23 protein-coding genes, 1 tRNA gene and 3 pseudogenes are annotated in these 24476 nt (G+C 43.2%); 11 read left to right on the top strand and 16 right to left on the bottom strand.

The genetic code is table 11. The features are described from left to right. The first annotated feature begins 224 nt into the window (after window positions 1-224). Window positions 225-872, top strand: a complete 648-nt coding sequence (locus VB714_RS23990; protein WP_323227407.1) for a DUF3386 domain-containing protein — start codon at window positions 225-227, stop codon at window positions 870-872. Between the two features lie 186 nt (window positions 873-1058). Then, window positions 1059-1481 (top strand): hypothetical protein, encoded by a 423-nt coding sequence (locus VB714_RS23985; protein WP_323227404.1) that lies wholly within the window; start codon window positions 1059-1061, stop codon window positions 1479-1481. Window positions 1482-1500: 19 nt separating this feature from the next. Here the strand turns inward: VB714_RS23985 and gpmI are convergent, their stop codons facing one another. After that, window positions 1501-3111: a 2,3-bisphosphoglycerate-independent phosphoglycerate mutase gene (gpmI, locus tag VB714_RS23980; RefSeq protein WP_323227401.1), complete on the bottom strand. Its 1611-nt coding sequence runs from the start codon at window positions 3109-3111 to the stop codon at window positions 1501-1503. Between the two features lie 130 nt (window positions 3112-3241). After that, complete coding sequence (locus tag VB714_RS23975; RefSeq protein WP_323227399.1) at window positions 3242-3379, bottom strand: hypothetical protein; 138 nt, start codon at window positions 3377-3379, stop codon at window positions 3242-3244. A 110-nt stretch (window positions 3380-3489) separates the two neighbouring features. On the opposite strand from VB714_RS23975, the gene VB714_RS23970 reads away from it, so the two are divergent. Then, the gene (locus VB714_RS23970) at window positions 3490-4008 is read left to right on the top strand and encodes a hypothetical protein (RefSeq protein ID WP_323227396.1); all 519 of its coding nucleotides are present in this window, start codon (window positions 3490-3492) and stop codon (window positions 4006-4008) included. 152 nt (window positions 4009-4160) lie between these two features. On the opposite strand, the pseudogene VB714_RS23965 reads toward VB714_RS23970, so the two are convergent. Further along, window positions 4161-4379: pseudogene (locus tag VB714_RS23965) on the bottom strand (anthranilate phosphoribosyltransferase); the annotation flags it as partial. A gap of 343 nt (window positions 4380-4722) precedes the next feature. Between VB714_RS23965 and VB714_RS23960 the strand changes: the two are divergent. Beyond that, window positions 4723-5721, top strand: coding sequence for a DMT family transporter (locus VB714_RS23960; protein ID WP_323227394.1), 999 nt, complete (start codon window positions 4723-4725; stop codon window positions 5719-5721). Window positions 5722-5799: 78 nt separating this feature from the next. Continuing rightward, a complete protein-coding gene (locus VB714_RS23955; protein WP_204105786.1) occupies window positions 5800-6177 on the top strand; it encodes an ectoine synthase in 378 nt (125 codons plus the stop codon). Window positions 6178-6240: 63 nt separating this feature from the next. On the opposite strand, the gene purB is transcribed toward VB714_RS23955, so the two are convergent. From purB to VB714_RS23940, 3 genes are read right to left on the bottom strand one after another with little or no spacing between them, the layout of a single operon-like run. Then, entirely contained in the window at window positions 6241-7536 is a 1296-nt protein-coding gene (gene purB / locus VB714_RS23950; RefSeq protein ID WP_323227391.1) for an adenylosuccinate lyase, read from the bottom strand. Window position 7537: 1 nt separating this feature from the next. After that, window positions 7538-7669 carry a hypothetical protein gene (locus VB714_RS23945; RefSeq protein ID WP_323227388.1) on the bottom strand — a complete coding sequence of 44 codons (132 nt, stop codon included), beginning with the start codon at window positions 7667-7669 and terminating at the stop codon, window positions 7538-7540. Further along, entirely contained in the window at window positions 7656-9434 is a 1779-nt protein-coding gene (locus tag VB714_RS23940) for a hypothetical protein (RefSeq protein WP_323227387.1), read from the bottom strand. Before VB714_RS23940 ends, VB714_RS23945 begins: the two co-directional genes overlap by 14 nt. A gap of 313 nt (window positions 9435-9747) precedes the next feature. Here VB714_RS23940 and VB714_RS27590 point away from each other — a divergent pair. Then, window positions 9748-9927, top strand: a pseudogene (locus VB714_RS27590) (DUF433 domain-containing protein); the annotation flags it as partial. A gap of 280 nt (window positions 9928-10207) precedes the next feature. Here the strand turns inward: VB714_RS27590 and VB714_RS27585 are convergent. Next, window positions 10208-10426 (bottom strand): annotated as a pseudogene (locus VB714_RS27585) (DUF2600 family protein); the annotation flags it as partial. Between the two features lie 149 nt (window positions 10427-10575). Here VB714_RS27585 and VB714_RS27580 point away from each other — a divergent pair. Both VB714_RS27580 and VB714_RS23935 read left to right on the top strand, forming a co-directional pair. Then, window positions 10576-10830 carry an ATP-binding protein gene (locus VB714_RS27580; protein ID WP_416309780.1) on the top strand — a complete coding sequence of 85 codons (255 nt, stop codon included), beginning with the start codon at window positions 10576-10578 and terminating at the stop codon, window positions 10828-10830. A gap of 6 nt (window positions 10831-10836) precedes the next feature. Then, on the top strand, window positions 10837-11451 hold the full coding sequence (locus VB714_RS23935; protein WP_323227385.1) for a type I restriction endonuclease: 615 nt from the start codon (window positions 10837-10839) through the stop codon (window positions 11449-11451). 238 nt (window positions 11452-11689) lie between these two features. Here the strand turns inward: VB714_RS23935 and VB714_RS23930 are convergent, their stop codons facing one another. Together VB714_RS23930 and VB714_RS23925 are read right to left on the bottom strand one after the other, a co-directional pair. Then, the gene (locus VB714_RS23930; protein ID WP_416309781.1) at window positions 11690-12985 is read right to left on the bottom strand and encodes an APC family permease; all 1296 of its coding nucleotides are present in this window, start codon (window positions 12983-12985) and stop codon (window positions 11690-11692) included. 52 nt (window positions 12986-13037) lie between these two features. Next, window positions 13038-13499 carry a CPBP family intramembrane glutamic endopeptidase gene (locus tag VB714_RS23925; RefSeq protein ID WP_323227382.1) on the bottom strand — a complete coding sequence of 154 codons (462 nt, stop codon included), beginning with the start codon at window positions 13497-13499 and terminating at the stop codon, window positions 13038-13040. Between the two features lies 1 nt (window position 13500). On the opposite strand from VB714_RS23925, the gene VB714_RS23920 reads away from it, so the two are divergent. Continuing rightward, a complete protein-coding gene (locus tag VB714_RS23920) occupies window positions 13501-13767 on the top strand; it encodes a hypothetical protein (RefSeq protein ID WP_323227380.1) in 267 nt (88 codons plus the stop codon). Between the two features lie 117 nt (window positions 13768-13884). Here VB714_RS23920 and VB714_RS23915 read toward each other — a convergent pair whose 3' ends face one another. From VB714_RS23915 to VB714_RS23900, 4 genes are all read right to left on the bottom strand, one after another. Continuing rightward, window positions 13885-14676, bottom strand: a complete 792-nt coding sequence (locus VB714_RS23915) for a type II CAAX endopeptidase family protein (RefSeq protein WP_323227378.1) — start codon at window positions 14674-14676, stop codon at window positions 13885-13887. A gap of 69 nt (window positions 14677-14745) precedes the next feature. Next, window positions 14746-15663, bottom strand: a complete 918-nt coding sequence (locus VB714_RS23910) for a M23 family metallopeptidase (RefSeq protein ID WP_323227377.1) — start codon at window positions 15661-15663, stop codon at window positions 14746-14748. 101 nt (window positions 15664-15764) lie between these two features. Continuing rightward, window positions 15765-16523, bottom strand: a complete 759-nt coding sequence (locus tag VB714_RS23905) for a DUF6920 family protein (protein ID WP_323227376.1) — start codon at window positions 16521-16523, stop codon at window positions 15765-15767. 30 nt (window positions 16524-16553) lie between these two features. Then, window positions 16554-17042, bottom strand: coding sequence for a hypothetical protein (locus VB714_RS23900; protein WP_323227375.1), 489 nt, complete (start codon window positions 17040-17042; stop codon window positions 16554-16556). Window positions 17043-17558: 516 nt separating this feature from the next. On the opposite strand from VB714_RS23900, the gene VB714_RS23895 reads away from it, so the two are divergent. Next, a tRNA-Phe gene (locus VB714_RS23895) sits at window positions 17559-17631 on the top strand. Between the two features lie 110 nt (window positions 17632-17741). Here VB714_RS23895 and VB714_RS23890 read toward each other — a convergent pair. Next, window positions 17742-17909: a hypothetical protein gene (locus tag VB714_RS23890; protein WP_323227374.1), complete on the bottom strand. Its 168-nt coding sequence runs from the start codon at window positions 17907-17909 to the stop codon at window positions 17742-17744. A 2-nt stretch (window positions 17910-17911) separates the two neighbouring features. On the opposite strand from VB714_RS23890, the gene VB714_RS23885 reads away from it, so the two are divergent. Then, entirely contained in the window at window positions 17912-19834 is a 1923-nt protein-coding gene (locus VB714_RS23885; RefSeq protein WP_323227372.1) for a P-loop NTPase fold protein, read from the top strand. A 44-nt stretch (window positions 19835-19878) separates the two neighbouring features. Here VB714_RS23885 and VB714_RS23880 read toward each other — a convergent pair whose 3' ends face one another. Together VB714_RS23880 and VB714_RS23875 are read right to left on the bottom strand one after the other, a co-directional pair. Further along, window positions 19879-20235 (bottom strand): hypothetical protein, encoded by a 357-nt coding sequence (locus VB714_RS23880; protein WP_323227371.1) that lies wholly within the window; start codon window positions 20233-20235, stop codon window positions 19879-19881. Between the two features lie 146 nt (window positions 20236-20381). After that, window positions 20382-24476, bottom strand: a 4095-nt coding sequence (locus tag VB714_RS23875) for a PAS domain S-box protein (RefSeq protein ID WP_323227370.1), incomplete at its 5' end; no start/stop codon positions are given.

Genomic DNA, 24476 nt, shown 5'->3' with positions numbered 1-24476 from the left:
AAAATGAAGGCTTACGGATACTTCGACTGCGTTCAACACAAGTATTAGAGTTAGGAACTAGCTCTACTGCCCTGGGAGGGGATATAAGACGAGGTGGTAGAACTTCGGTTCTGTCTAGCGCGATCCCTTGTGAAGAGGGAAGCCGCTATTGTAATCTTTGATTCAATAGCGGTAGTTCACTGGGATAATAGTTATCTATGAGATAAATTCAAAGAGGTTCTCAAATGACAGTCATTGAAAAAATATCAGCCCGCGACCTATTTCGGAAGGCTTACGAAAATCGCTATACTTGGGATAGTAATTTCCCCGGCTATACTGCTGATATCACCTACAAGCGCGATCGAGAAACATTTTCCGGTAAAGTTCATATCACCCCCGATCTGAAAGGAGAGATAACGGGAATTGAAGACGCAGCCGCTAAAAAAGCGATTGAAGGTCAAGTATGGGAAATCACAATTCACCGCATCCGTCGTGGTTTTGAAGATACCCACGGTAATAATACCTTTTCCTATGGGGAAACCGATGCAGATGGAAGCATCGAGATTTTAATGGGGGGAAAGGCAGAAGGCGATCGCTATAAACTCCACAATAATGAAGTGAGTATGGTTCACCGTAACATTCATGGAACAGTCGTCACCATTCATACCTTCAGCAGTCACGATACAGGAGAAGGCTATCTTTCTCACCGTTATGATTCTGTCTATCACGACCCCAAAACTGGGGAACAAAAAGGCGGTGTGAGTAACTTTGAGGATGAATACGAAAAAGTTGGCGATTACTCTATCTTAAATCGTCGTTTGATTCGTACTGAAGTGAAAGGAGAAACTCAAACTCAAGAATTTATCTTCTCCAATATCAAATTGTTGGCTTAAATTGTGAGTAGAGTGAGCAATGCTTGCTCTACAAACTACAAAAATTGTACAACTCGATCCAGATGAATTGGTTTAGCGATCGCCAAATTTTTCCCGATTTCGTAAAGCAACGAACAGATTTGCTAAATTTGTTGAGGAATAGTAGATAAACCATTCTTTAAGTTTCGTTAACCGAGGAGGAAGGGCGTGAACGCAGCAGAACAGGTCAGAAGCGTCAAAGTTGCCAGCAAAATCGCCGCCGTGGTGAATTTGTTTAAGGCGGAGTTTCCCGATGCAAAGGCAGATCTCAAACCTTGGCGCAATGACCCAGATACCCAAGAATGGTTGGATCCCGACTCCATCGATATTGGTTTCCACTTTCCGGGGTGGAGTCCTCGCTTTCAAGGTCGCAGTATTCTCGTGCAAATTCGCTTTTATCAAGACCCCCTCGAAGACTCTTATCAGTTAATTGGTATGGAAACCGCCGCTTTTAATCATCAAGGGGAAGCCTGGCGACTCTCCACCATCGCTAATTGGCAGTTTGAAGGAAAATACCTCCCCGCTACAGATGTCGCCGAGAGGTTAAAAGGGTTTAGCCGTCAGGTTTTTGAGTTATTTCGGAATGGGTAATTCCCTGCACCGATCGCCGTTAAAGGGAAACTTTAACGGGGGTACGATTGGGTTTAACCTCAAAACCGACGGGTTGGAGAAGCGATCGCCCGGTCATTTCCTCCGGTTGCGGTAAGCCTAAAATTTCTAGGATAGTAGGAGCAATATCGCACAAACGCCCATCTTCTCGCAGTTGTACATCGGTACCGTGACCGGGAATCTTGAGTTTTTCCCCTTCAATTAAAATGAACGGTACGGGGTTGGTCGTATGCGCTGTCCAAGGTTTATGGTCTTTGTCCCACATATATTCTGCATTACCGTGATCGGCGGTAATGAGCATTGTTCCCCCGGCTTTGCTGACGGCTTCCACGAGACGACCAAGACAGCGATCGACGGTTTCGATCGCCGTTAAAGCTGCCTCCATATTGCCCGTATGACCCACCATATCCGGGTTGGCATAGTTCATCACGATGAGGGAGTAAATCCCCTTTTCTAGGGCAGCACAGGCGGTATCCGTGACCAATGCGGCGGACATAGCGGGGGCTTTATCGTAGGTGGCGACCATTGGACTTTGAATCAGTTCTCGATCTTCTCCTGCTAAGGGGGATTCTAAACCCCCATTGAAAAAATAGGTAACGTGGGGATATTTTTCCGTTTCAGCAGTACGGAATTGTTTCAAGCCGCGATCGGCGATGACTTCCCCTAAAATATTGGTCAGGTTTTGGGGAGGGAAGGCAACAGCAACAGGAAATTGGGGATCGTATTGGGTAAAAGTGGCAAAATGCAGAGGTTGAATGAATTTCCGTTCAAAACTATCAAAATCTGGTTGAACAAAAACAGAGGTTAATTGGCGAGAACGATCGGGACGGAAGTTAAAGAAAATAATTCCATCCCCCGCTTCTACCGCACCGGGGGCAATTCGGGTTGGTGGTATAAATTCGTCCGTGATTTTCTTTAAGTAGAAATATTTAAGTGTTTCTACGGCAGTGTATCCACTACCATCACCGTCGCCAGTAATAATGTTATAAGCCTTGCGGACGCGATCCCAACGGCGATCGCGATCCATTGCATAGTAGCGACCGCTAATGGTGGCAATGCGTCCGACCCCAATAGTAGCAATACTGTCTTCAATCTTTTGTAAGGCATTCGCGCCTTCTGTGGTCATGGTATCGCGACCATCGGTAAACGCATGGATACAAACATCGTCAATATCTTGAGCTTTGGCAATTTCCAACAAACCAATTAAATGGTTTAAATGAGAGTGTACGCCCCCCTCAGAACAAAGTCCAAATAAATGTAATTTTGTTCCGGCTTTGCGTACCTTTTGGCAAATTTCGACTAAAGCGGGATTGCGCTGAATGGAACGATCTTCAACAGCATCAGAAATGCGAACCAGTTCTTGAGGGACAATGCGACCTGCACCAAGATTCAGGTGTCCGACTTCTGAGTTACCCATTTGACCCTCGGGTAAGCCAACATCTTTACCGGATGTGCGAATTAAGGTTTTAGGATAAGCCTCCCAGAGACTATCCATAATAGGGGTTTTCGCGACTTCGATCGCGTTTCCATCGCTTGCTTCGCGATAACCCCAGCCATCTAAAATGACGAGTACCGCAGGAGATACGGAAGAAAGAGATGAAGTTTTAGACATATTTGGACTTTTAACCTCTACACTTGATGAGCCGTTTGGTTTCTGGACGTATTGCTCACTTGCTCGTTTAATCGGGTATTTGGGATAAAGTAAGCACTTCTAGATTGTACCTTAATTCGCTCCTTCCTTCCTAGTCCTTGGCGATCGCGATCATTTCTATATTGCCTCCGTTGCGATCGGTCAAATTAGCGATTTTGGTGTTAATCGTTATCGTTGGGGATTTTTTGCGATCGTCGAGTATTTGCGGCAAAGTCGAAAATGAACTCAACAATTTCAACCTTTTTAAAGCACAAATTTTTAAAGCACAAATTTTCTACAATATTTTAGAATTTTCTCAAAAAAGTAAGATACAATATTCTCAGTTTATACACTTAAGAGATGATAAAATACTTAATCATAGGGCTGAGTACGTTGCTTTGTACTTCTCTACCTCAAGCTGTTAAAGCTGAAATGCTCAACTTAGGCTCCGCTTCGACAGGACAACCCATTACTCTAGATACAGCTTCTATTCCTAGCTACGGAACCCAGGGGGCTTCATCGGGGGCTATTTTTACTTATTATCTTGGTCGAACGCGCTTTAATGCCGAGGTAAACTGTGCGCGAGGAGAGTGGGAATCAGGTGGTGCAACTCATCGGCCGCAATCTAAAGCAACTCGTAATATGCTGAGTATTGTTTGTTCTGCACGACATAGAGAACCTAACGCAGAAGATAAAGGGTATATGTTAATTTTCGATCCTCCATCAAATCTGCGATCTCGTCCTAATGGTCAAGTTGCTTGCACAATAGATGAAATGGTTGTAATCCCAGTATATGCTGAACCTAATAATGGTTGGTTTTCTACTTCTTGGTGTGGTGGTACTTGGATTCATAGATCGCAAGTTCGCCCTTTTTATTAATTGAAGGTTTACAACCAATCTAATTCAAATTAAGATAAGGACGTTAATAATTGTCTTTTTGTCGATCTTGATCTGAGAAAATTTGCCAGTGCGATCGCCTCTTCTACTCATCTCGATAAGGGGCGATCGCATTTTTAGTCTAATTTCCCCATCTAACTCTCCAAAAATTTAACTAACTCTTCAACTTTGTCCCAAGCGGCACCACTTTGGAGAATTTCTCGCGCCTTTTCTACTCCTTTGGCATGATCTAAAAACGGCACGACTTCCCCCACTTGCAACGCTAAAGACGCATTTAAAGCCACCACATCTTGATGTGCCTGAGTGCCTTTTCCTTGTAAAACATTGCGTAAAATCTCCGTATTTTCGGTAACTTAGACATTCCCAACATTTACACTTGATGAGCCGTTTGGTTTAGGGGCGTGTTGCTCACTTGCTCGTTTAATCGGGTATTTGGGATAAAGTAAGCACTTCTAGATTTTACCTTAACTCGTTCCTTCCTTCCCAGTCGAGGCGATCGCTCTGTATTCTGAGGGCGTGACGATCGCCGGAAGAAGAACTACACTGGATAGCGTAAACCCAATTGATTATAAAGAAAATCTAAAAAAGACACAAGCCAAAATGACTGGAAAGTAAGCGAGCAAAGTTCCGGTAAACTCGATCTTTGCCATGAGTTTTAATACCTTCTTAATCTCATCTTAAAAAACTATTCAATCGATGACTATTCGCCTGCAATTGACAGATATCAAAATCATAAGGCCGCAAAGAACTCAGGTTACTTTTATCGCCTTGAGCTTGGGAGTTGTGCTTCTTTCTCTCTCAGCAATTTTGACTAAATCTCTCATGGCAGAATTACACCCAGAAGCCATTATTTTTAATCGTTTTTGGATTGCCAGTGTTGCCTTGGGCAGTATTTATTGTTTCCAAAACGCGATCGCCAAGAAGAATGGCAAAGAAATACTAACACAAGAGCCGTTAACATTACAGCATTGGTTGCTTTTAATGGGAGCAGGAATGTGTTTAGCTGGGACATTAATCACTTGGGCATTGTCTTTCGATCTGACAACAATTGCCCATTCTTGTTTGCTACACTATCAAAACCCGATTTTTACTACTCTTGGTGCTTGGTTGCTATTTGGCCAATCTTTCGATCGCAAATTTATACTCGGTTTAATCCTAACAATTACTGGAGCAAGTATCGTCAGTCTGGAAGATTTACAATTTCTCCAAGGATCGTTATTTGGCGATGGTCTTGCTTTATTTTCTGGGATTCTGTTCAGTGGAGAATTGCTGATTATTGGGAAACTTCGCGATAAACTTTCAACGTTAACTGTAACGCTGGGAGTTTGTTTTTTTTCGGGTTTGTTTGCCTTTCCTTTTGCCGTTTTTGATGCTGTTTTGCATGGGCATTCTCTCTTTCCCACTTCTCTATCGGGATGGGTTTTAGTTGTATCTTTGGGCTTCATTGTTCAAGTACTCGGTCATTTTTTATTTTATTACAGTCTCAAACAAGTCACATCTGGATTTGCCGCGATCGCCCTGATGCTAGATATTTCCATTAGTTCCTTTCTCGCATGGATTATTTTTGCCGAACAATTGACGATGTTAGATCGGTTATCCCTACCGATCCTCTTTTTAGGAATTTATTTAGCAAAATCAGGTGAAGGGGTGGAAAAATCAGAACAACTTCGAGAACAATCGGCGATCGCAAGCTAAAGAAAAGATAAATAACTTGCAGATTTCTCTGCGGATGATCAAATAATTAAGAGAACACAAATTATTGCTCCAAAAATTATGATTGTTAAAACGCTTGCAGATTTAATTGGTACAGATCGAGATGTTGCTTGGGGAAATGGTCAAAGCCGTCGATTTTTATTAGAACGAGATGGTATGGGTTATACCGTCACCGATACAACAATTCTCGCCAACAGTGAATCTTTACTTGAATATAAAAATCATAAAGAGACTTGTTACTGTATCGAAGGATCGGGCGAAATTGAGGCAGATGGGGTCGTGTATCCTATTGAAGTTGGTTCTCTCTATGCCCTCGACAAACATGATAAACATTATCTCAGGGCAAAAACCAATATGCGCTTGGTTTGTATGTTTACACCTCCTTTGCAGGGAAATGAAGCCCACAATTTAGATGGAGAAAAGAGTTCTAACTATTAAAAACTATTAAAAACTAGCGATCGCATTCCCCACCCCCAATTTCCCGAAATGCGATCGCAAATTTTAGATACTTAAACGCTGATATATTCGATCCAAGTTTTTCAAATGATGTTGGGGATCGAAACAAGCAGAAATGTCTTCAGGGGACAAATGCTGCGCGATGGTAGTGTCTTCCTCAACAAGTTTGCGGAAGTTACCATCGGGAACATTCCAAGCGGTATGGGCGCAAGACTGCACTACTGTATAAGCATCTTCCCGATTCATGCCCTTTTCCACAAGGGCTAAAAGCACGCGCTGAGAGAAAATAACCCCTCCGTAAACATTCATGTTTCGCTGCATATTGCCGGGATACACCAAAAGATTTTTCACCAAATTAGTAATATCTTTTAACATAAAATGCACGAGAATACAACTGTCAGGGAGGATAACTCGTTCCACAGAACTGTGAGAAATATCGCGTTCGTGCCAAAGTGCGACATTCTCCAAAGCCGCGATCGCATTTCCTCGTAAAATTCTTGCCATTCCTGTCAGTCGTTCCGATTTAATTGGATTGCGTTTGTGAGGCATGGCAGACGATCCTTTTTGTCCTTTTGAGAAAAACTCCTCTACTTCAAGAACATCAGTACGTTGTAAATTGCGAATTTCTACCGCAAACCGTTCGATGGAAGCTGCGAGAAGTGCCAATTGCTGCACAAATTCTGCATGGCGATCGCGGGAAATGACTTGTGTTGAAGCACAATCAGGAGTGAGTTGCAGCTTTTGACAGGCGATCGCTTCAATTCTTGGATCTACATTCGCATAAGTTCCCACAGCACCGGAAACTTTACCCACGGAAATATCTTCTCGCAAGCGCACGAGGCGATCGCGGTTTCGCAGCATCTCTGATAACCATCCGGCTAACTTAAATCCGAACGTAATCGGTTCTGCGTGGATTCCGTGAGAACGTCCTACCATTACTGTATTGCGGTGCTGTTGTGCTTGATAGCGCAAAGCCTGAATAAAATCTTCGACTTTCCCTAAAATTAGCCCTAAACTAGCGACCATTTGCAATGCTAATCCCGTATCCAGTACATCGGAACTGGTTAAGCCTACGTGAATGTAACGCCCCGCATCTCCCACATATTCATTAACATTAGTGAGGAAAGCAATCACATCGTGACGGACCTCAGCTTCGATTTCTAAAACGCGATCGCGGTCAAAATTAGCTTTAGCTTTAATTTCCTCGACGGCTTCTGGGGGAATGTAGCCCAATTCTGCTTGCGCTTCACAGACTGCAATTTCCACTTGCAGCCACATTTTCATTTTGTAGTTATCTGTCCAGAGATTGCCCATTTCGGGCAGGGTATAGCGTTCTATCATTCTAAGCTATTCGCAGGCGATCGCCTCTATTGTGGTGCGCCCTAAAATTAAAAAACAACTTTCCTAGTTTACCATCTTGGCATTGGCCGCGATCGCGCAGATCGTCAAAGCCGATATTATTATTGAGACGCAAGAAAATCTTTTTCTTGCTCTAATTTTTGGCGAAATTCATCATCAATAAAAGGTAAATATAAACTGCAATAAATTAACCCATACAAATAAGGACAATGACCAGAAGAAGGAACATTTTCTAGCAATTCTCGAAACAAAGAGAGAATATCAATGGCTGCGGCTTCATCTTCTAGAGCAATCTGCATTAAAGCAATAATAGCCGCTTCTGTTGTCCAATCCATTGGACCCCGTGCGAGGTCGAATAATACTTGCTTTCGGAGAGAGTTTTCCCAACCTGTATCAAGATAAGCGATCGCCAAAGCCGCCGCAACTTGAAGGCGATGCAACCATGTCCAAATCGCCATTTCTGGAGGATGTTGGGGAGGATGTACCATCACCCCTAATAAAGAATTAAGATGTTCTTGTCCCCAAGAAATCGCCATTTGGCGTGCAATTTGACACCAACTATTTAAACTATAAGGCTGCATTGCTAAAGAGGCGATCGCATCTGCTATCTCTTCTCTAGGAGGATCGATATTTGGATAGGGATCGACCCCTTCATAACGCCACAAAAGATAGTTAACAGAAGTATGAGGGAGACGAGGATCGGGGTGTTGTATTTCTTCAATCTCAATAGGAATACTTTCTAAAGCAAACTTTTCTTGAATATAAAGTTGCAGAACTAAACGAGAACTGGGGGATTCTAAAAATGTTAATTTTAAAGATTCTAGATACCCTTTTTCTGGATTTTCCTCGCAAGCGTAGAGAATATCGATTGTCGCATCAGTTGGCTCAGGTAAATAACCAAGATAAGGAGAAAGTAAGATTTCAAGATGGTTAAATAGCTGAATTGCAGTCTCATTATCGGGATGTTCCTCAATGTAAGTTTGCAAGTTATCTTTCCAAACAATATCTTGTTGTTGGAAGAATTGATAATAGAGCCAATAAGGTTTTGCGCCAGGATGTTCGGGTTCGCGATCGAGTATTTTTTGATAGCAATAAATCCCCTCTTTAAATCGTCCTGCATCGCAAAAAAGATCCGCCATATCGAGAAAAATAGTCAGATCGTTAGGATTGTATTTAAGAGCATCTTGATAGGCATCAATTGCTGGATCGACTTCTCCTCTGGTGCGATAAACTAAAGCTAAACTAACAGCCGTTTTCCAACAAGGAAGAGTTTCATAATTATTTTGAGCAAGTTCTAAGGCTTCTTCTAAATAGCCCAATTTTCGCAGTAAAGCAATATGAGAAAAAGCCAAGAAGTCATCTTCTGGATCTACCTGACGCAACTGAGAAAGCGCAAAAACAATGCGATCGAGATGTTCGCGATCGCTTTCGTTTTCAATGCGATCGCCTGGAAATTTTGTGAGTAAAGTTTGCAAAAGTTGAGTGCGCGTTTCTCTAGTTAGGGAATTTGTTGATTCAGGAAGAGAAAGCCAGTCAGCGATCCACGGTAAGTAAATGGGTTCGGCGAGAATTTGCAGGACTTGAGAGAGCCAGTAAAATCCCTCGTTATAATAACCGCAATAACTCAAGATATATGCCCGCACGGCCAGCAAGGCAAAACTAATATCTTGCTTAAGTGGAACGAGTGCGATCGGATCGTTTGATGTTGCGATAATTTGCTGGAGAAGATTGAGCCAATTTGGGTTTTGGGGATCGACGCTGAGAGCAAAACTGAGATGAAAAACAGCTCGTGGGAGTTGACCTTTAGCCAAAGCAACCGAAGCGCTTTTAACATTATCTTCGGGGGTTAGCTCAATTTGAGATAGAGGTTGATGTTCCACAGTCAAACACCTTTTAAATCGCTTCAAAACTGCACTATACGGGAAAAGAGCGAGAGATTGTAGAGGTTTGGTGACCAAACCCCTGCTGTATTGTTTCGGGAAATCGTAGAATCTGTTCCCAGAGATCTTTTGGTCCAATACCAAAGACAAGTTGTAAAATGAGGACGAGCGCGGCAATAGTCAGAGCAGTTTTGAGACTGACCTTGACGATTTTAATCAGCCATGTGAACACTAACCACGTGATGATAATCGCAGCGATAAGAATAATCAAGCCAATAGACATTGTGAATCAGTGATATATAAGGGACATTGAGGACGTGCTTGTGTTGGTAAAACGCGCATTCCCGTTTGGGTCTTAGTCAATGCCCGTTGTTTAGGAATTTCAGAAGCTGAACTTCTCGAAGATTATCCCACAATTACCGCAGAAGATTTAGTGAATACTTTTTCACTTGCGGTCGAGGGATGGCGAGGTTTCTTAGTGGCTTTACTTTAAACCACTGCTGAAACGATGGCGCGAAATAGAGGACGGGTAGCGTGAGTGCTAGGCAAATAAAGAAACGCCGTTTGAACATAGCGGGGCTGTGTCCTGCGTGTTTATCGTGTCCTGCGTGTTGCTTATGACTGTGCTTTTTACCTTGTGTATCGGGGTTAGGTAGATTTCTTTTTCCTGTTTCATTCATATCTAATATGATTTTTCTCCAGAATAAAAGCTTGAATTAACAATACTGTAGTCAAAAAAATAGCCTTGATAATTTTTTTTAAGCCTCAGATATATCTTGGGAAGTGCTGCGATCGCATAGATTATCTAAATAATCACTAATTGTTTGATAAGCCACAATAAAGCGGATTGTTTACTCAATCTCTCCTTTGGCAAGTAATCCATAGATAGAACCACCTTCACAGTGAAATGCTTTAGTTTCTATACTTAATAATGCTTGTTTACGTAATTCATGATTAGGAATTTGTTCAGCTTCGTTCTTCCAGCAACTTATTTAAGTCAAGATTTTTATTGATTATTTTTTGTGTCTCGATACTAAAATTAAATTATTCAAAACAATTGGACACATATAAGTAAATTAAAAACAGCGATTTAGGCGAATATTAGCTTACTCAAAACAATACTGTAGCCAACGAGGGTGAAATGTCGGGTGTATTCAATGTTTGCATTCCCACAAGGAAATGCGGGAATGCTGGGAGCCTCGTGTCTTTAGACCAAGGAGGAAAGCCGACACGAGCGAATTTATGGGTACTGGTATTTGGACTCGCAATCTGTCGTAAGATAGCAGAACGTCACGGCGGCTCATTAGTCGCTGAAAGCGCACCAAACCAAGGCGCGACTTTTATTTTCACCCATGCCCATCCATATAATCCGCGATTCAGATGTTGTTTTGAGTAAATAGCTATGACTATTGCAGTTACAGAAAATATTAGATCGTTTAATGATGTAGAGACAAAGTTAGGTCTGTGCCGATCGCATGACCCAGACTTTTTCAGGGAATGGTGTAGAGATTTTGAAGAATTAGGAGATACTGAAAAAACAACTTTAGATCGGATCAAGCAATCATATTTACATCATATTACTGAAGGCTTTTTGTCTGAGGGAACGGTAAATTTGTTGATGGTTTCACCATTACTATTTTTGGCAGGTTTTCTGGAATCTCCTTTTAGTTTGCGAAGTGAGCAGTCAGTTGAAATTAGCGATTACAGTGGTAGTGTTACTTATCACGGTCGAATTGATGCTTTAGTTTTGAATAACAATTTATGGATCGTTTTAATTGAGGCAAAGCGTTCTAGCTTTTCGTTTTTGGTGGCAGTACCACAGGCTCTTGCCTACATGATGGCAAGTCCAAATGGTGATAAACCAACTTATGCACTCGTCACCAATGGCGATCATTTTATGTTTGTTAAGCTACAACAATCGCAATACGATCTTTCTGATGATTTTTCACTTTTTAAGCGATCGCGCAATGAACTCTATCCCGTGCTTCAAATTCTAAAATCCTTTAAGGATCTGTAAATAATGAACCTAACTATTTTTGAACACGGATTTCGCGGATTTTTTGGATTGTAATTCTATTTGTCTTAAACATCATTGCGATCGCTACCGATCCATTGCTTTGCTTGTTCTAGTTCCGCATTCTGATATTGCTAACAAGTTTATCAACTGTTAGGACTATGAGAAGGCGATCGCCTGATTTCCTGATGGATCACTAATAAAATGCAAACAGGAGTCCAAATACTTAGCACCATTTATCTCAATCACGCCGATCGCTGAGATGAATTTCACGATTGGTTAGTCGTCGATAAACGATCTCGATCGCAAATGCTAGTCCTACCATTACAATCACGATCCAGAGATTTTGCGGATTGGTTTGCGCGGTTTGAGCGAGTAGCACAACCACAGCAGCTAGACAGGCTACAGTACCTAAAAATGAAATCCAGCGATAGCTATTAGTGCGTTGATAAAGCCGCACATTAGCAAAGTTGACCGCAGCAAAAATGATTAACAAGCCTGAGCTACCCATTGTCGATATGCCAGAGAGATCGAATACATTCGCAACAATTAGGGTTAAACCACTGGTAATTAATAACCCCTCAATGGGCCGATCCCAGATCTTTTTTTCTAACGCAGAGGGTAACTCTCCAGATTTAGCAATGATAAAACTCAGGCGTGAGGTGCCGTAAAGTGTTGCATTGAGCGCTGAAGCCGTTGAAAGTAAAGCCGCGATCGCAATTAAACTAAAACCTGCTTGTCCCATGAAGGGTTTAGCCGCCGCCGCCAATGCGTATTCTTTAGCTGCAACGATTTCTTCAGTCGGTAAAGAGCCTACAGTGATGCCAGCAATCAGAATGTACAGCAACAGCACAAATATTACTGCTGAATAATAAGCACGAGGCAATGTACGCTCGGGATTCTTTACATCTTCGGCGGTGTTGGCCATCAATTCAAAGCCTTCAAATGCTAAGAAAATAATCATGCCTCCTGAAATGATCGACAGAGGCGAAGCCCAAGTAGAGGGTTGCAATTGCGCTAGATCAACACCTCGCGCACCAATGCCAATAAATACGCCCAGAATGATGAGTTTGAAGGCAACAATCCAACTTTCGGCTTTACCAATCAAATCGGCGCTCAGAAAGTTAAGTCCAGTAATGCTGACGATCGCCCCAGTGATTAGCAGATGTCTGATCCAGACTTGGGCAGACTCTGGGAAAAACACTGCACCATAGCTACCCAATGCAGAGGCGTAGAGAGAAAGCATTACGATGTAACTCAGCCACAGCAACAGGTTCATTCCTCCTGTCAGAACGCCTGTGCCAAAGGCTTTATTTAAGAAAGTGACGGTTCCGCCTCGACTGGGGAAGGCGATCGAGAGTTGGACGTAAGCATAGGTAGTGAGCAAGGCAACAGTGCCGGCGATCGCAAACGCTAAGGGTGCGCCTCCTTGGGCTAACTGCACCGACAACCCCAAAACGGCGAAGATGCCGCCACCCACCATGCCACCGATGCCAACGGCAACCACTGACCAAAATCCCATGTTACGCTCTGCCATTTTTAACGTGCCTCGTAGAGTTTCTATAGGCGATCGCGCTTTCCCCCGCGATTCACTTTCTTGCAACCCTTTTTACAAGGTTACTAGACATATTGGGTTCCTTGTCGCACAGTAGACCGAGGGCAATCAACACAAGCAGTCCTACTGACAGTCCATAGGGTCGCAGATTACTTCCATCCGGCATCACCATAATCGGTATGACCCACGCCCAAGCATTGACCGCAGTGTGCAGCACAAGAACAGGCAGCACACTTCCTCCAGTACGATTGAATAGCCAAGCCAACAACACCGACAGAGCCACCGTACTCGCCATAAATAGCCCAACCGGAATGTAGCTTTGCACCGCGTCGGTCATATAAAACAGTGGCAGATGCCATGCGCCCCACACCATACCCAAAATAAGGCTAGCCACGCGCCAACTATAGCGTTCTTGCAAAACAGGCAAAGCATAACCCCGCCAACCAAATTCCTCCCCAAGGGGACCTCCAAGCAGTAGCACCAGCCCAAAATTCACTATGGCTAGTAGAAAATGCCCAGATGCGGGAGATTCGGCGATCGTGCCGCCCACAGCGATGTGTATAGCAGCAGCCAGCCCCATGACCACCAGAGGCAAGAAAAACGAGAGAGCCAGCCAACGCCAACCAACTCGCCATTGCAGCGATCGCCTGAACCAACGATGCAGCCCGCCTTGTCCCCCGGCGTATCTCACTAGGGCGATCGCCGCGATACTGGGGCCAAAACTCCCCGCGATGAATAGCACCATACCTAAAATGGGCAACTGAGGTCTGATAACCGAAGACAGCAGCCAGCAGATCCACGCCCAAGCAAACGCCAAGGTAAAGAATGCCAACAGGCGCGGATAAAAGCTAGATTTACCGTGATGTGTCATCGACCGATTATTAGTCCGCATAAACCCGTTTTTGGCGGGAGAGATTCACTTTTCCAAACATTGTAATTAGGATGATGGCCACCACACAATTCACGAGAGCGTAGGCGATCGGGGATATTCCAAGGATAAATGCTCCAAATATGTTCAATGAACCATGAAAAAGTGCCACTAGCAAGATACTGCCTTTCGTACTGTTGTAAATCCAGGTATAGATAAAAGCATTGGTCACGATGGTGATGAACCAGAGGAAAGGAAACTCAGACATCGGGTTGCCCACCAAAAAGACAAGCGGTAAATGCCACAAACCCCACAATATGCCCACAATCAGGGTAGCAATCAAGGCATTATGTCGTTTTTGCAAGTGTGGTAATGCAAAGCCGCGCCACCCAATTTCTTCGCAGGTATTGGCGAAGAAATTAATCGTGAAACCAAAAATGGCAAAGAAAGATAAATCGCCTTGTGGCACTGTGATTGTTACGGGCAAGCTCAGTAATTTTGTGACAACTTGTGCCGCAATGAAAAGAACAACAGGCCCCAGCACCGCTACGAGATACCAGACTAGACCAACCCGCCATTGCATAAACCCCCGATCCAATTCTTTTACTCCTGTCTTCCCATCGGCCACTTGTGACACAATAACAGCCGCGATCGCCGGACCAACGGCATAAAAGATGGAAAACAACTGAAAGTAAGGACTGTCAAATGGGGCAATATTTCGCGAGCCTAAGACTGCTGATATCATGCCCAGCCATGAGAGGCTAAACGCTAAGATGTAAAACCAAATAACAGGATGTTTTTTCATTACAAGTAAAACTGGCTGAGTTCAGCGTTCTTAACAGGGATATTTTTTAGATGGAATACGTTCAAACCATTACCGCCTCAAAGTCACGCGATCGCCGCGAGTGAGAAAGCGGCCATCGAAGCGTACCGGCAAGGGATCGCCGGACAGAGGCACGGCTGAAGAACCTGGTCTCTGGGCGTGAATGTGAAGGTGGGGTTCGGTGCTGGCTCCAGAGTTGCCGACCTCGGCAAGGGCATCCCCGACTGCAACGGCCATGCCCGATCGCACCAAGAGACTCTGGGGGCGAAAATGGGCCAGGATGACCTCGGACTCGCCACAGCGCAGAATCACATGATTTCCAGCCCGGTTCACTAGGTCAGTCTCTGGGATGGTCATATCTGGGAAGCCATCGATCGCCTGCACCACTTGACCTGCACAGGGAGCGAACACTGTCGCACCGTAGATCAAGTACGCCGCAGGCTGCTTAGGAGTGATGCCGGGCGATCGCAACCCCCAGCGATTAACCTGAATGATATCGGTGCCATAACTTTGCCCCCGATAGGCTTGAAAACGCGGCACTGACTCATCTAGGGTTTTTAGGTGGGCATTGATGCGAATATTGCTACCGCCATTGAGAATCAGAAAATTGTCACCCCGCAGAGGAAAGGTAAGGTCAACAGCAGGCGCAGCAGCAGGAAACTGCCCCGTCCAACTGCGGGCTACCTCATTGCCTGCATATACGCCAAAGGCCACAAAGCCGATAACCATCAACCAACCTAGCCAGCTTAATGGCATCCGGCGCTTGGGCTGATGCCTCAGAAATCCCAATCCCACCGCCAGCATAAACAGCACCCCATAGAGATAGGGTGTCCACCAGGGCGGAAAGATCCAGATACCCATAGTCGCGATCGCAACCAAGGCGATCGCCGTCACCAGAGATTGAATCCCCATACCCAGTAAATTGCGGGACGGCACAAAAGCCAACCACCCAATCAAGATCGAGGGCAACAGAATCTGGGTCAGAATGAAGATTGTCATCGCAGTCCTCGTGATTGCATCTTTTTATCAGCATAGATTTCCTCAGATCGAACTTTCAAAACTGCTAACGATTACCGATAAATTGCATCATCAATGGTGGCGCGGAAAAACTCGCCTTCTGCCTCAAACCGATCGGAGCCAAAGTACCATCCAACCCTTAGACGGGTCGGAATTGTGTAGCCGCAAAATGAGCCTTCTTCTTCTGCGATCGCCCCGAAATCGACATAGTGGTGTTCAGCACCTTCTGGATTGCCCCAGCGCGGCAGTTTTGCCGTTTTGAGTCGTCCTTTCTGGTCAATAATTAAGTCGAATTCTGCCCGTTCACCTTGAGCCATAAAACTGGCATGAAGGTGCGACGAATTCAGGCTTGTCCATGACATCCGATCGCTACAAAATACAGATGGCAACAACATAGATTCTGTCTGGAAACGACCCGCCGCAGACCTTGTAATATCTGAACCACTTCCTGTCATCACTGGGAATAGCCCTAATAGCTTCCATTGCATCGCTCCGACGCTATCCACGATCCGATCCGATCCCACGATCGGTAAGTGGTTCATCCATGCGGTGGCACTCCAAATAAAGCCGCGCTCCCAGCAGACAACTTGCTCTGCGGTGAAGGGAATCCAGGTTTTTAATTTGATTTCGCCGTGCATTTTTAGGCGCACGGCTGATGCGATCGCCGTTCCAGGGGCGATCGCATGGTCGAGATACCGCCTTACAGCTTCTGGCAAATGAGCAAAGTCATCGGGTCTAAATACACGATCCTGAGATATTGCTGAATCCCATAAGGCATCGAGGGAAAGCTGTTTAGTTCTTATCACTCTCATTTATTCTCCTCTCTTAATCACTGTTAGCAGTTAATCGAGCTGGCTTTTTATACTGACGCTTTTATATAGAAAGGCGATAGAAATCAAGGCTATTAAGCCAGGAGCCGCTAACCATAGCCAGAAACCCAACAAGAATTGCTTCAGAACCAATTCAGAAACGCCACCACTATCCGCAGGCAAGTTAAACCAAAATGCTGAAAATGTACCTCCAAAACCAATCAGAATAGCGGCTATTCCAGCTATGATTGAAACCCTATAATGCTGTAGCATAAAAGTGATGCAGCACAACCAATAGATGGGATTGGCGAACCAACCAATCGCCGGAATTTGCAAAAAAAGTAGTCCAATAATGCCAAAGAAGGTCAGTTCAATCCCCTTCATGGCATAAATGTCATTAGGGTCAGAGGGACTCACCGTTGCAGCGTCGATGGTAACGACATTAAATAAAAGGCAAGGTAGCGCGAGGGCTATGCTGTAGAGAAAGAGTGATAATCCCAAAAATACGATTTTATATTTCACAAGTTAAGTGCCTAAACCGATTGAATACAAGGATTATCTGGTAGTGATTTCTTAATGATACAGAATTAACATCCTCTCGTCCCTAAACGCGATCTCTATTTTCCTAGTGAATTTTTGAAACATTGCTAAACTTAAACGGCACTGCTTTTGGTTGCCCTTCTTGGACTAAGGCGATCGCCTAAAAATATAGCGATCGCAATACAATCCCTCCTTTTCACCGATTCTCTGCGAGTTTAGAGGTTTACTGTTGTCTTATGCTGTGTGGTAAAATTTGGTCTATGCAAAGGATTTATTACTAATTGTAACAAACCCTTTGATAGAAGAATATGACAAGCCATTCCGTCGAGAACGTGAGGCTTGGATTTTCTCGATATTAAACGACAGACTACGAACTTGACGAACCAGTAGATTTTCTGCTGGTTTTTTTATTTTTCTGCTCATATTTTTTTTTGCTCAACTGTTGCAAAATTTTAAAACATTCGCTAGACTAGAAAAGCGTCATTTATTCAGATGCTTGCCGGGATAGCTCAGTTGGTAGAGCAGAGGACTGAAAATCCTTGTGTCGGGAGTTCAAATCTCCCTCCTGGCATCCCTCAAACCTCCACACCGTGGGGGTTTTGCTTTGTAACATGGTGGGCGACGAGATGCCCGATTTGCCCCGTTTTGACTATTTTTGACTATCATTACTACATGATTGGGCTATAGTTCGGGAACGCTAATATTGCTGACCAGTCCCGCGTAATGTTCGTAAATGGTCTTAGGGCTATTTCCGACCCATTGAGCCACGGTATTAGCGGGAACGCCTTCTCCGAGGCAAAGGGTGGTAAAGGTGTGTCTGGTGTTGTATTGAGGTCGATATAAAACCAAAAATGAATCAAAACGATAAGCCGATTAACTGGCATATTACAGAATATTTAGATTATTATTGTGGATTACCGCAAGCGCCAGAATTTGCCGTTTTACTCAAAGGTCAGTGGGGATCAGGAAAAACATGGTTTATCAATAATTATTGTGAAGGATCTAAAACCAATCAAAAAAAATGTTTATATGTCAGTCTTTACGGAATGACTTCCTTTTCTGAGATTGAATACGAATTTTTTCGACAATTGAATCCTGTTTTAGCTTCACCAGGAGTAAAATTAGCAGGAAAAATTATCAAAGGATTGATTAAAGGTACGCTTAAAATTGATTTTGATGGCGATGGAAAAGACGATGGAACAGCTAGTATTGGGATTCCGGATATTAATCTACCTGATTATCTCAAGAATATTGATGGAAGTATTTTAATATTCGACGATTTAGAACGTTGCAATATAGAAATTAGCAGTCTCTTAGGTTATATAAATAATTTTGTAGAGTATCAGGATTTTAAAGTAATTCTTGTTGCAAATGAGGATGAATTAGTCAAGAAAAGTGACTCTTTAAAGAATTCTTATCAAATTATCAAAGAAAAGTTGATTGGTAAAACATTTAATGTATTACCAGATTTTTCTAGTGCATTGAAAGAATTTATTAACGAATTAAGCGATTCCAATCTTAAGGATTTTTTGAAAAACACGGAATTGATAAAGGATTTATACGAACAAGCAAAGTATAATAATCTCCGAACTTTAAAACAAATCATATTAGATTTTAATCGGATTTCTGACGTTTTACCAGATAAAGCAAAAAAGAAATCTGACCTACTTCAAGAACTATTAAAATTTGTCACGATTTTTTCAATAGAGATTAGACGAGGAAGAATTCTTGCAAAGGATATTCATGAATTTGGATATGAACAGATTTCCAGAAAATACAAAAATGAAGATACCAAAGATAAAAGCAAAGAACAGCAAATACGAGAGCAAATAGTTGAAACGTATACTATGATAAGTTTTTCCAATTCATTTCCAAGTTCAAAATGGTGGCAAGATTTTTTTGATCTGGGAATCGTGGAAAGTCAAGAATTACAACAGTCAATAGAAAATAATTTTTTTGAAGATGAAAATGCACCAAACTGGGTTAAACTCTGGCATTTTACGAGGCTCTCTGATGATGAATTTGAATATTTTCTTAAAGAAGTTAAATTAGAATTTGCAGAAAGAAAACATTATGATCTTGATATAATCAAACATATCGCAGGGATTTTCTTTGATTTTTCAGAACTTAAATTTTATTGTAAAACCAAAGAATCCATACTGGAAGATACAAAAAACTATATTAATGATCTAAAAGAGAATAAAAAGATACCTGCAAAACTTTCTCGAAAATCTGAAGATATCTTTAATGATAACTATGAAGGACTTATGTTTCGAGGAAGAGATATTAAAGAATTCCAAGACCTTCTATCGTATATCGATGAGGTTCAAGAACAAGTCAATATTGAAGCTATGCCAAGTCGTGCAGAAAAATTACTTTCGATTATGCAAAGTAATGTAGGGAATTTCAAAAAAATGATTACTTTGAACAATGATTCTGATTCGATTTACTGTAATATACCTATCCTCAAATATATAGAGCCTAATGATTTTATTACTAAACTTTTAACAATGAACTATGAAGATCAACTTAGGGTATTTTGGAATTTATCAGATCGTTACAAGTTTGATAGTATTAATAATGAAAAGTTATTCTTAGAAATAGACTGGCTTAAAGCTATTCGCGATCTTTTGGCAGATAGAGCAAATCAGGAACAAGGTAAAATTAGCAAATATAAGTTAGAAGAATTAAAAAAATATTTGGAGAATGAAGTAATCAATAAACTTGAATCTTCCCAAGCAAAGAATACTGACACAACATTAAATGAAGAGTAACCAGATAGCGATCGCCTTCCCACACGTCCAAACTCTCCACTATATTATATATAAAAACTGTTTTCCATCCTTTCATCACTCCGTAAAGTTCGCACCTTAATCCGTCCGCGCTTGATTGAATAAAAAATGCGCTTGATAATTTGTTCTTCCTCATGATTGAGTTGATGAGACTTTTGTGCCTGTTTTAACAGCGTCAATTCAGCTTCATTCAAAGTATTGGTTTCAACAAGTTGATTAAAAAGTTTGCAAAGATATTCTGTGGGTTGATTTTGGTGCAACATTTTATATTTCTGAGAATTCAACAGATTATTAAGAAGTAGAGCATAATTAACTAACGTGATTTCTTTGTCTTTTATCGCCTGAAAAATGCGATCGATAATTTGCTTTTCTTCTGAGTCCATCTTAAACAAAGAATGTGAAAATCTTGTGAAGGTTATGAACAGATAGTTCAATGTTCCGATCGCGTCCCTACTCCGTAATTTTTCTTAACTATTCTTCCCTAGAGAGATTCAATCTGAATTAGCGATCGCAGATTTACGGTGCTATTTTATACGGTTAACTCTTTTGGTAAAATGGGAATGAGAATATAAAACGAACTTCCTTCCCCCACCGCACTTTCCACCCAAATTTTGCCTCCGTGCAGTTCCACCAAACTACGACAGATCGCTAGACCCAAACCCGTCCCTCCTTTTTGGCGAGAATCTGAAGCATCGACTTGATGAAACCGTTCAAAAATACTATTTTGATGCTCTGGGGCAATACCCCGGCCGCGATCGCGCACGCAAAACAGGAATTGACCTTCATCTTCTCTCGCTTCCAAATTCACGACCATTTCCGGTTCGGAAAACTTAATCGCATTACTCAGTAAATTACTGAGAATTTGCACGAAGTAGTCGGGATCGACCCAGATTTCCGATATATTGACGCAAGAAAGAGAGAGAGACACACCTCGTTTTTGCGCTAAATCTTGGAGCATTTCTAAGGCTTGGGTGCAGAGGTCGCAAGCATTACAACGCTGAAATTTGAGATTGAATTGACCGGACTCGATACGTTGGAGATCGAGAATGTCGTTAATTAAGCGACTGAGGCGATCGGTATTATTAATGGCAATTTCTAACATAGACTGCCCCTTATTCGTTAACTCGCCTAATTTTCCTGTTGCCAAAAGTCCCAAAGCACCGCGCACAGAAGTCATCGGGGTTCGTAACTCATGGGAGATCACCGAAATTAGTTCATCCTTCATGCGATCGATCGCCTTGCGATCGCTAATATCTTTATTGGTTCCAGTCATGCGAATGGGTTTACCCGACTCATCCCATTCAAAAACCTGAGCGCGGGCGCAAATCCATTTCCAGTCTCCTTGTTTTGTCGCCATGCGGAATTCTGCCTGATAAACTGGGGTACGACCTTCAATATGGGCGTGTAGAATATCCAGAACCCCCGCTAAATCTTCCGGATGAACGAGGCGCTCCCATGTTCCATAGACGTTTTCGAGTTCTTCTTCCCGGTAGCCGAGCATGGTTTTCCACTGGGGGCTGAAGTAAGTTTCCCCAGTGGCAAGATACCAATCCCATAATCCCAAAGCACTGCCTTCTAAAGCCAATTGTAAGCGTTCTTTGCTCGTTTGCAGGGCTTCTTCTGCCTGCAAGCGCTCTAATTCTGCCCCCGCCCGAGCCGCAAAAATCCGCACGATCAATTCTGGGGTGCGGGTGTCGGTCATGGGTTTGACATCCATAATGGCGAGATGTCCTAAAACATTGCCCCCAGAATCGTTGAGGGGGATAGCTGAGTAACTCTCAACGTCAAGAGTTACGAGGTCTTTGTCTTTGGGGAACAATGTTTGAATATTGCGAGGATAAAGGCAAACTTTTCCATGAATCGCCTTCTCGCAAGGGGTGTTCACGAGATCATATTCAAAGTTATCGCCAAAATCTTGCCCTTGCCAAAAGGCTAAGGTACGAACTCGGGTTTTTTCGGGGTCGATACATTGGGTAATAAAGGCATAGCGAACTTGCAGAACTTCGGCTAAATGGCGAACTAAGGAGCGGAAAAATTCACTGCCGATTTGAGCGGCGGTTCCTTCTGCGATCGCCATTAAGGCTGCGTCAGAACGCTTGCGATCGCTGATATCTTCGGCGACCCCTGCAACGCGATAAACCTCGCCAGATTTGTTGCAAATGGGGAAAGCGCGATCGCGGATCCAACGGATTTCTCCATCGGGCCGAAGTATGCGATATTCTTCGTCGTATTTGCCGCATATTTGTTGGGGAAAAGCAGCAATGACGCGATCGCGATCGTCAGCATGAATAGCTTCTATAAAAGAGAGAGGGTTAGTATACGCTTCTTCGCAGGCACGTCCCCAAATGCTTTGGTAAGCTGGAGAAACATAAATCATTTCCTGTTTTGCCGGATCTGTCATCCAAAAAACGCTGGCAATATTTTCCGCTAGTTGACGGAAGCGTTCTTCGCTCTCTCGGACTTGCAGTTCTGCCCGTTGGCGTTCTACAGTATGGGCAAAGATTTCACCGATAATCCGCAGCAAGCCAATATCGTCCGCATTCCATTGTTTTTCGCGATGGACGGCATCAAAGCCCATAAATCCTAATAGTTTGCCTCGCACGAGCATGGGAACATTGAGCATAGAAAGAACGGATTGAGCTTCGAGGCATTCTTTCTCAAACCCAGCTTCCGGAGGCATATCTCCCAGCCGAGGAACATTCACCACTTCAAAGCGCTGAATTTGCTCGATAAACCACGGATAAACGCTTAAGGGGACATCTTCTCCTGTGGCGCGATGGGATTGAACCCCTGGGGTGCACCATTCGTAAAGATTTCTCATGGTTTGCCCTTCAGTATCGATCGCAAAGACGTAACAGCGATCGACTCCTGCAAATTTGCCAACTTGTTGCAGGGCGTTTTGAATTCCGAAATCGACCTCTTCGCTTTCAAGATTAATAAATTGGCTGGAAATAGTGGCGATGAGCCGTTCCAGGGATAAGCGATACTGAATTTTGGCTTCCGCTTGCTTGCGCTCGGTAATGTTGTAGAAAACCCCCTGAATGAGCCATTTTCCGCCCACTTTGCTAAAATTGCTACTAATATCAACAGAGATACGCTGCCCGTCTTTGGTGACAACGAGAGTATCTGCAAAATAACTGGAACTTTTGGTAAGGACATCTTTCTGAAAATTGGCGATCGCCCTGGGCAGTTCTTCGGGGGGGTGAATTTGGCTAAAGTGCATCTGGGACAATTCTGCTTTGCTATAGCCTAAAAGTTCTTCGGCTTTGCGATTGGCTTCCAGCAAATTCCCCTCTAAATCGGCAAGCAAAATCGCATCGCTGAAGGTTTCTTGAAGGTTGCGATATTTTTCTTCCGACTCTTTGAGGACGATATCAGCCTGTTGGCGATCGCGTCGGGCGGCTTGTCGTTCGCTAATATCCCGCACGAAACAAAAACAAAATTCTTCTCCTTTAAATTCAAGATAATTGGCACTCATTTCCACGGGGAACGTGCGATCGTCTTTGGTGCAATGAATACTCTCAAAAATCAAATATCCTGTATCTTTAATTCTCCGCCAATACTCGCTAAACATTTTTACCGGCAAATTGGGATCGATATCGCTAATATTTAACTTCAATAATTCTTCTGAGGAATAATCTAAAGACTGACAAGCAGCTTGATTAACGTAAGAAAAATTGCCTTGGCTATCAATGCGGAAAATCGCATCAGTGGCACGATCCACGGCAAATTTTGTCAATTGTAGGGCTTCTTCTACTCGCTTTCGTTCTAAGGCATTGGTAAAAATTTCTCCCACTAACCGCAGGACATTCATGCTGGCTGTCGTCCATCTTTTGCGATCGCGCACAGCATCAAAGCCAACAAAACCGACAAATTTGCCTCGATAGGACATCGGTACGCAGAGTAGAGATTGAATCTCTTGAGGCTCTAAGATTGCTTGTTCGGCTTTGGCTTCAGGAGGGAGATCTCTAACATCTGGGACGTAAATAACTTCAAATTGTCGCAGTTTGCCAATCAGCCAAGGAGTGGAAGCAACGGAAATATTTTGTAAGGTGTCCATTGCAGTCGATATTCCTGCACTACACCATTCATGGGTATTGCTAATTGTTTCGCCATCCTTGGAGATTTGGAATAGGTAAGCGCGATCGACTTTGCCAAATTCACCGATTTGCTGTAGTGCGTCGTTAATGCCGCGATCGATCTCGTTGGCATCAAGGTTAATAAATTGCGTGGAAATACTGGTGATTAAGGCTTCGATCGCCATGCGGTGTTCGAGGGCAGCTTCGGCTTGTTTGCGGGGGGTAATATCCTCAAACAAATAGAGACGACCAAAATAGCGATCGCCTTCGTTGCGAATTTGGGCGGAAAAACGGCGAATGGTGCGTCCGTCGGTGAATTCAATTTCGTCTTCGACGATGGTGCGATTGGCTTCATTCTGTAGAGGTTTACAGGATTCAATAAAGGCGGGTAAATTGGCAATTAAAGGAATGCAATCGGGAATGATATCATTATTTTTTAATTCTCCCCGTTGCATCTGTTCAACACGATGTTGGAGTCCCCAAATTTCGCAGAAGCGACGGTTGAAATAGAGAATCTCATCCGTGCGATTGTCTACCACAAAAAA

The organism is Spirulina sp. 06S082, from assembly GCF_034932145.1.
Taxonomy (GTDB): domain Bacteria; phylum Cyanobacteriota; class Cyanobacteriia; order Cyanobacteriales; family Spirulinaceae; genus CCY15215.
The sequence above is the reverse complement of the archived record's forward strand: the minus strand, read 5'-3'. Positions and strand labels throughout refer to the sequence as shown.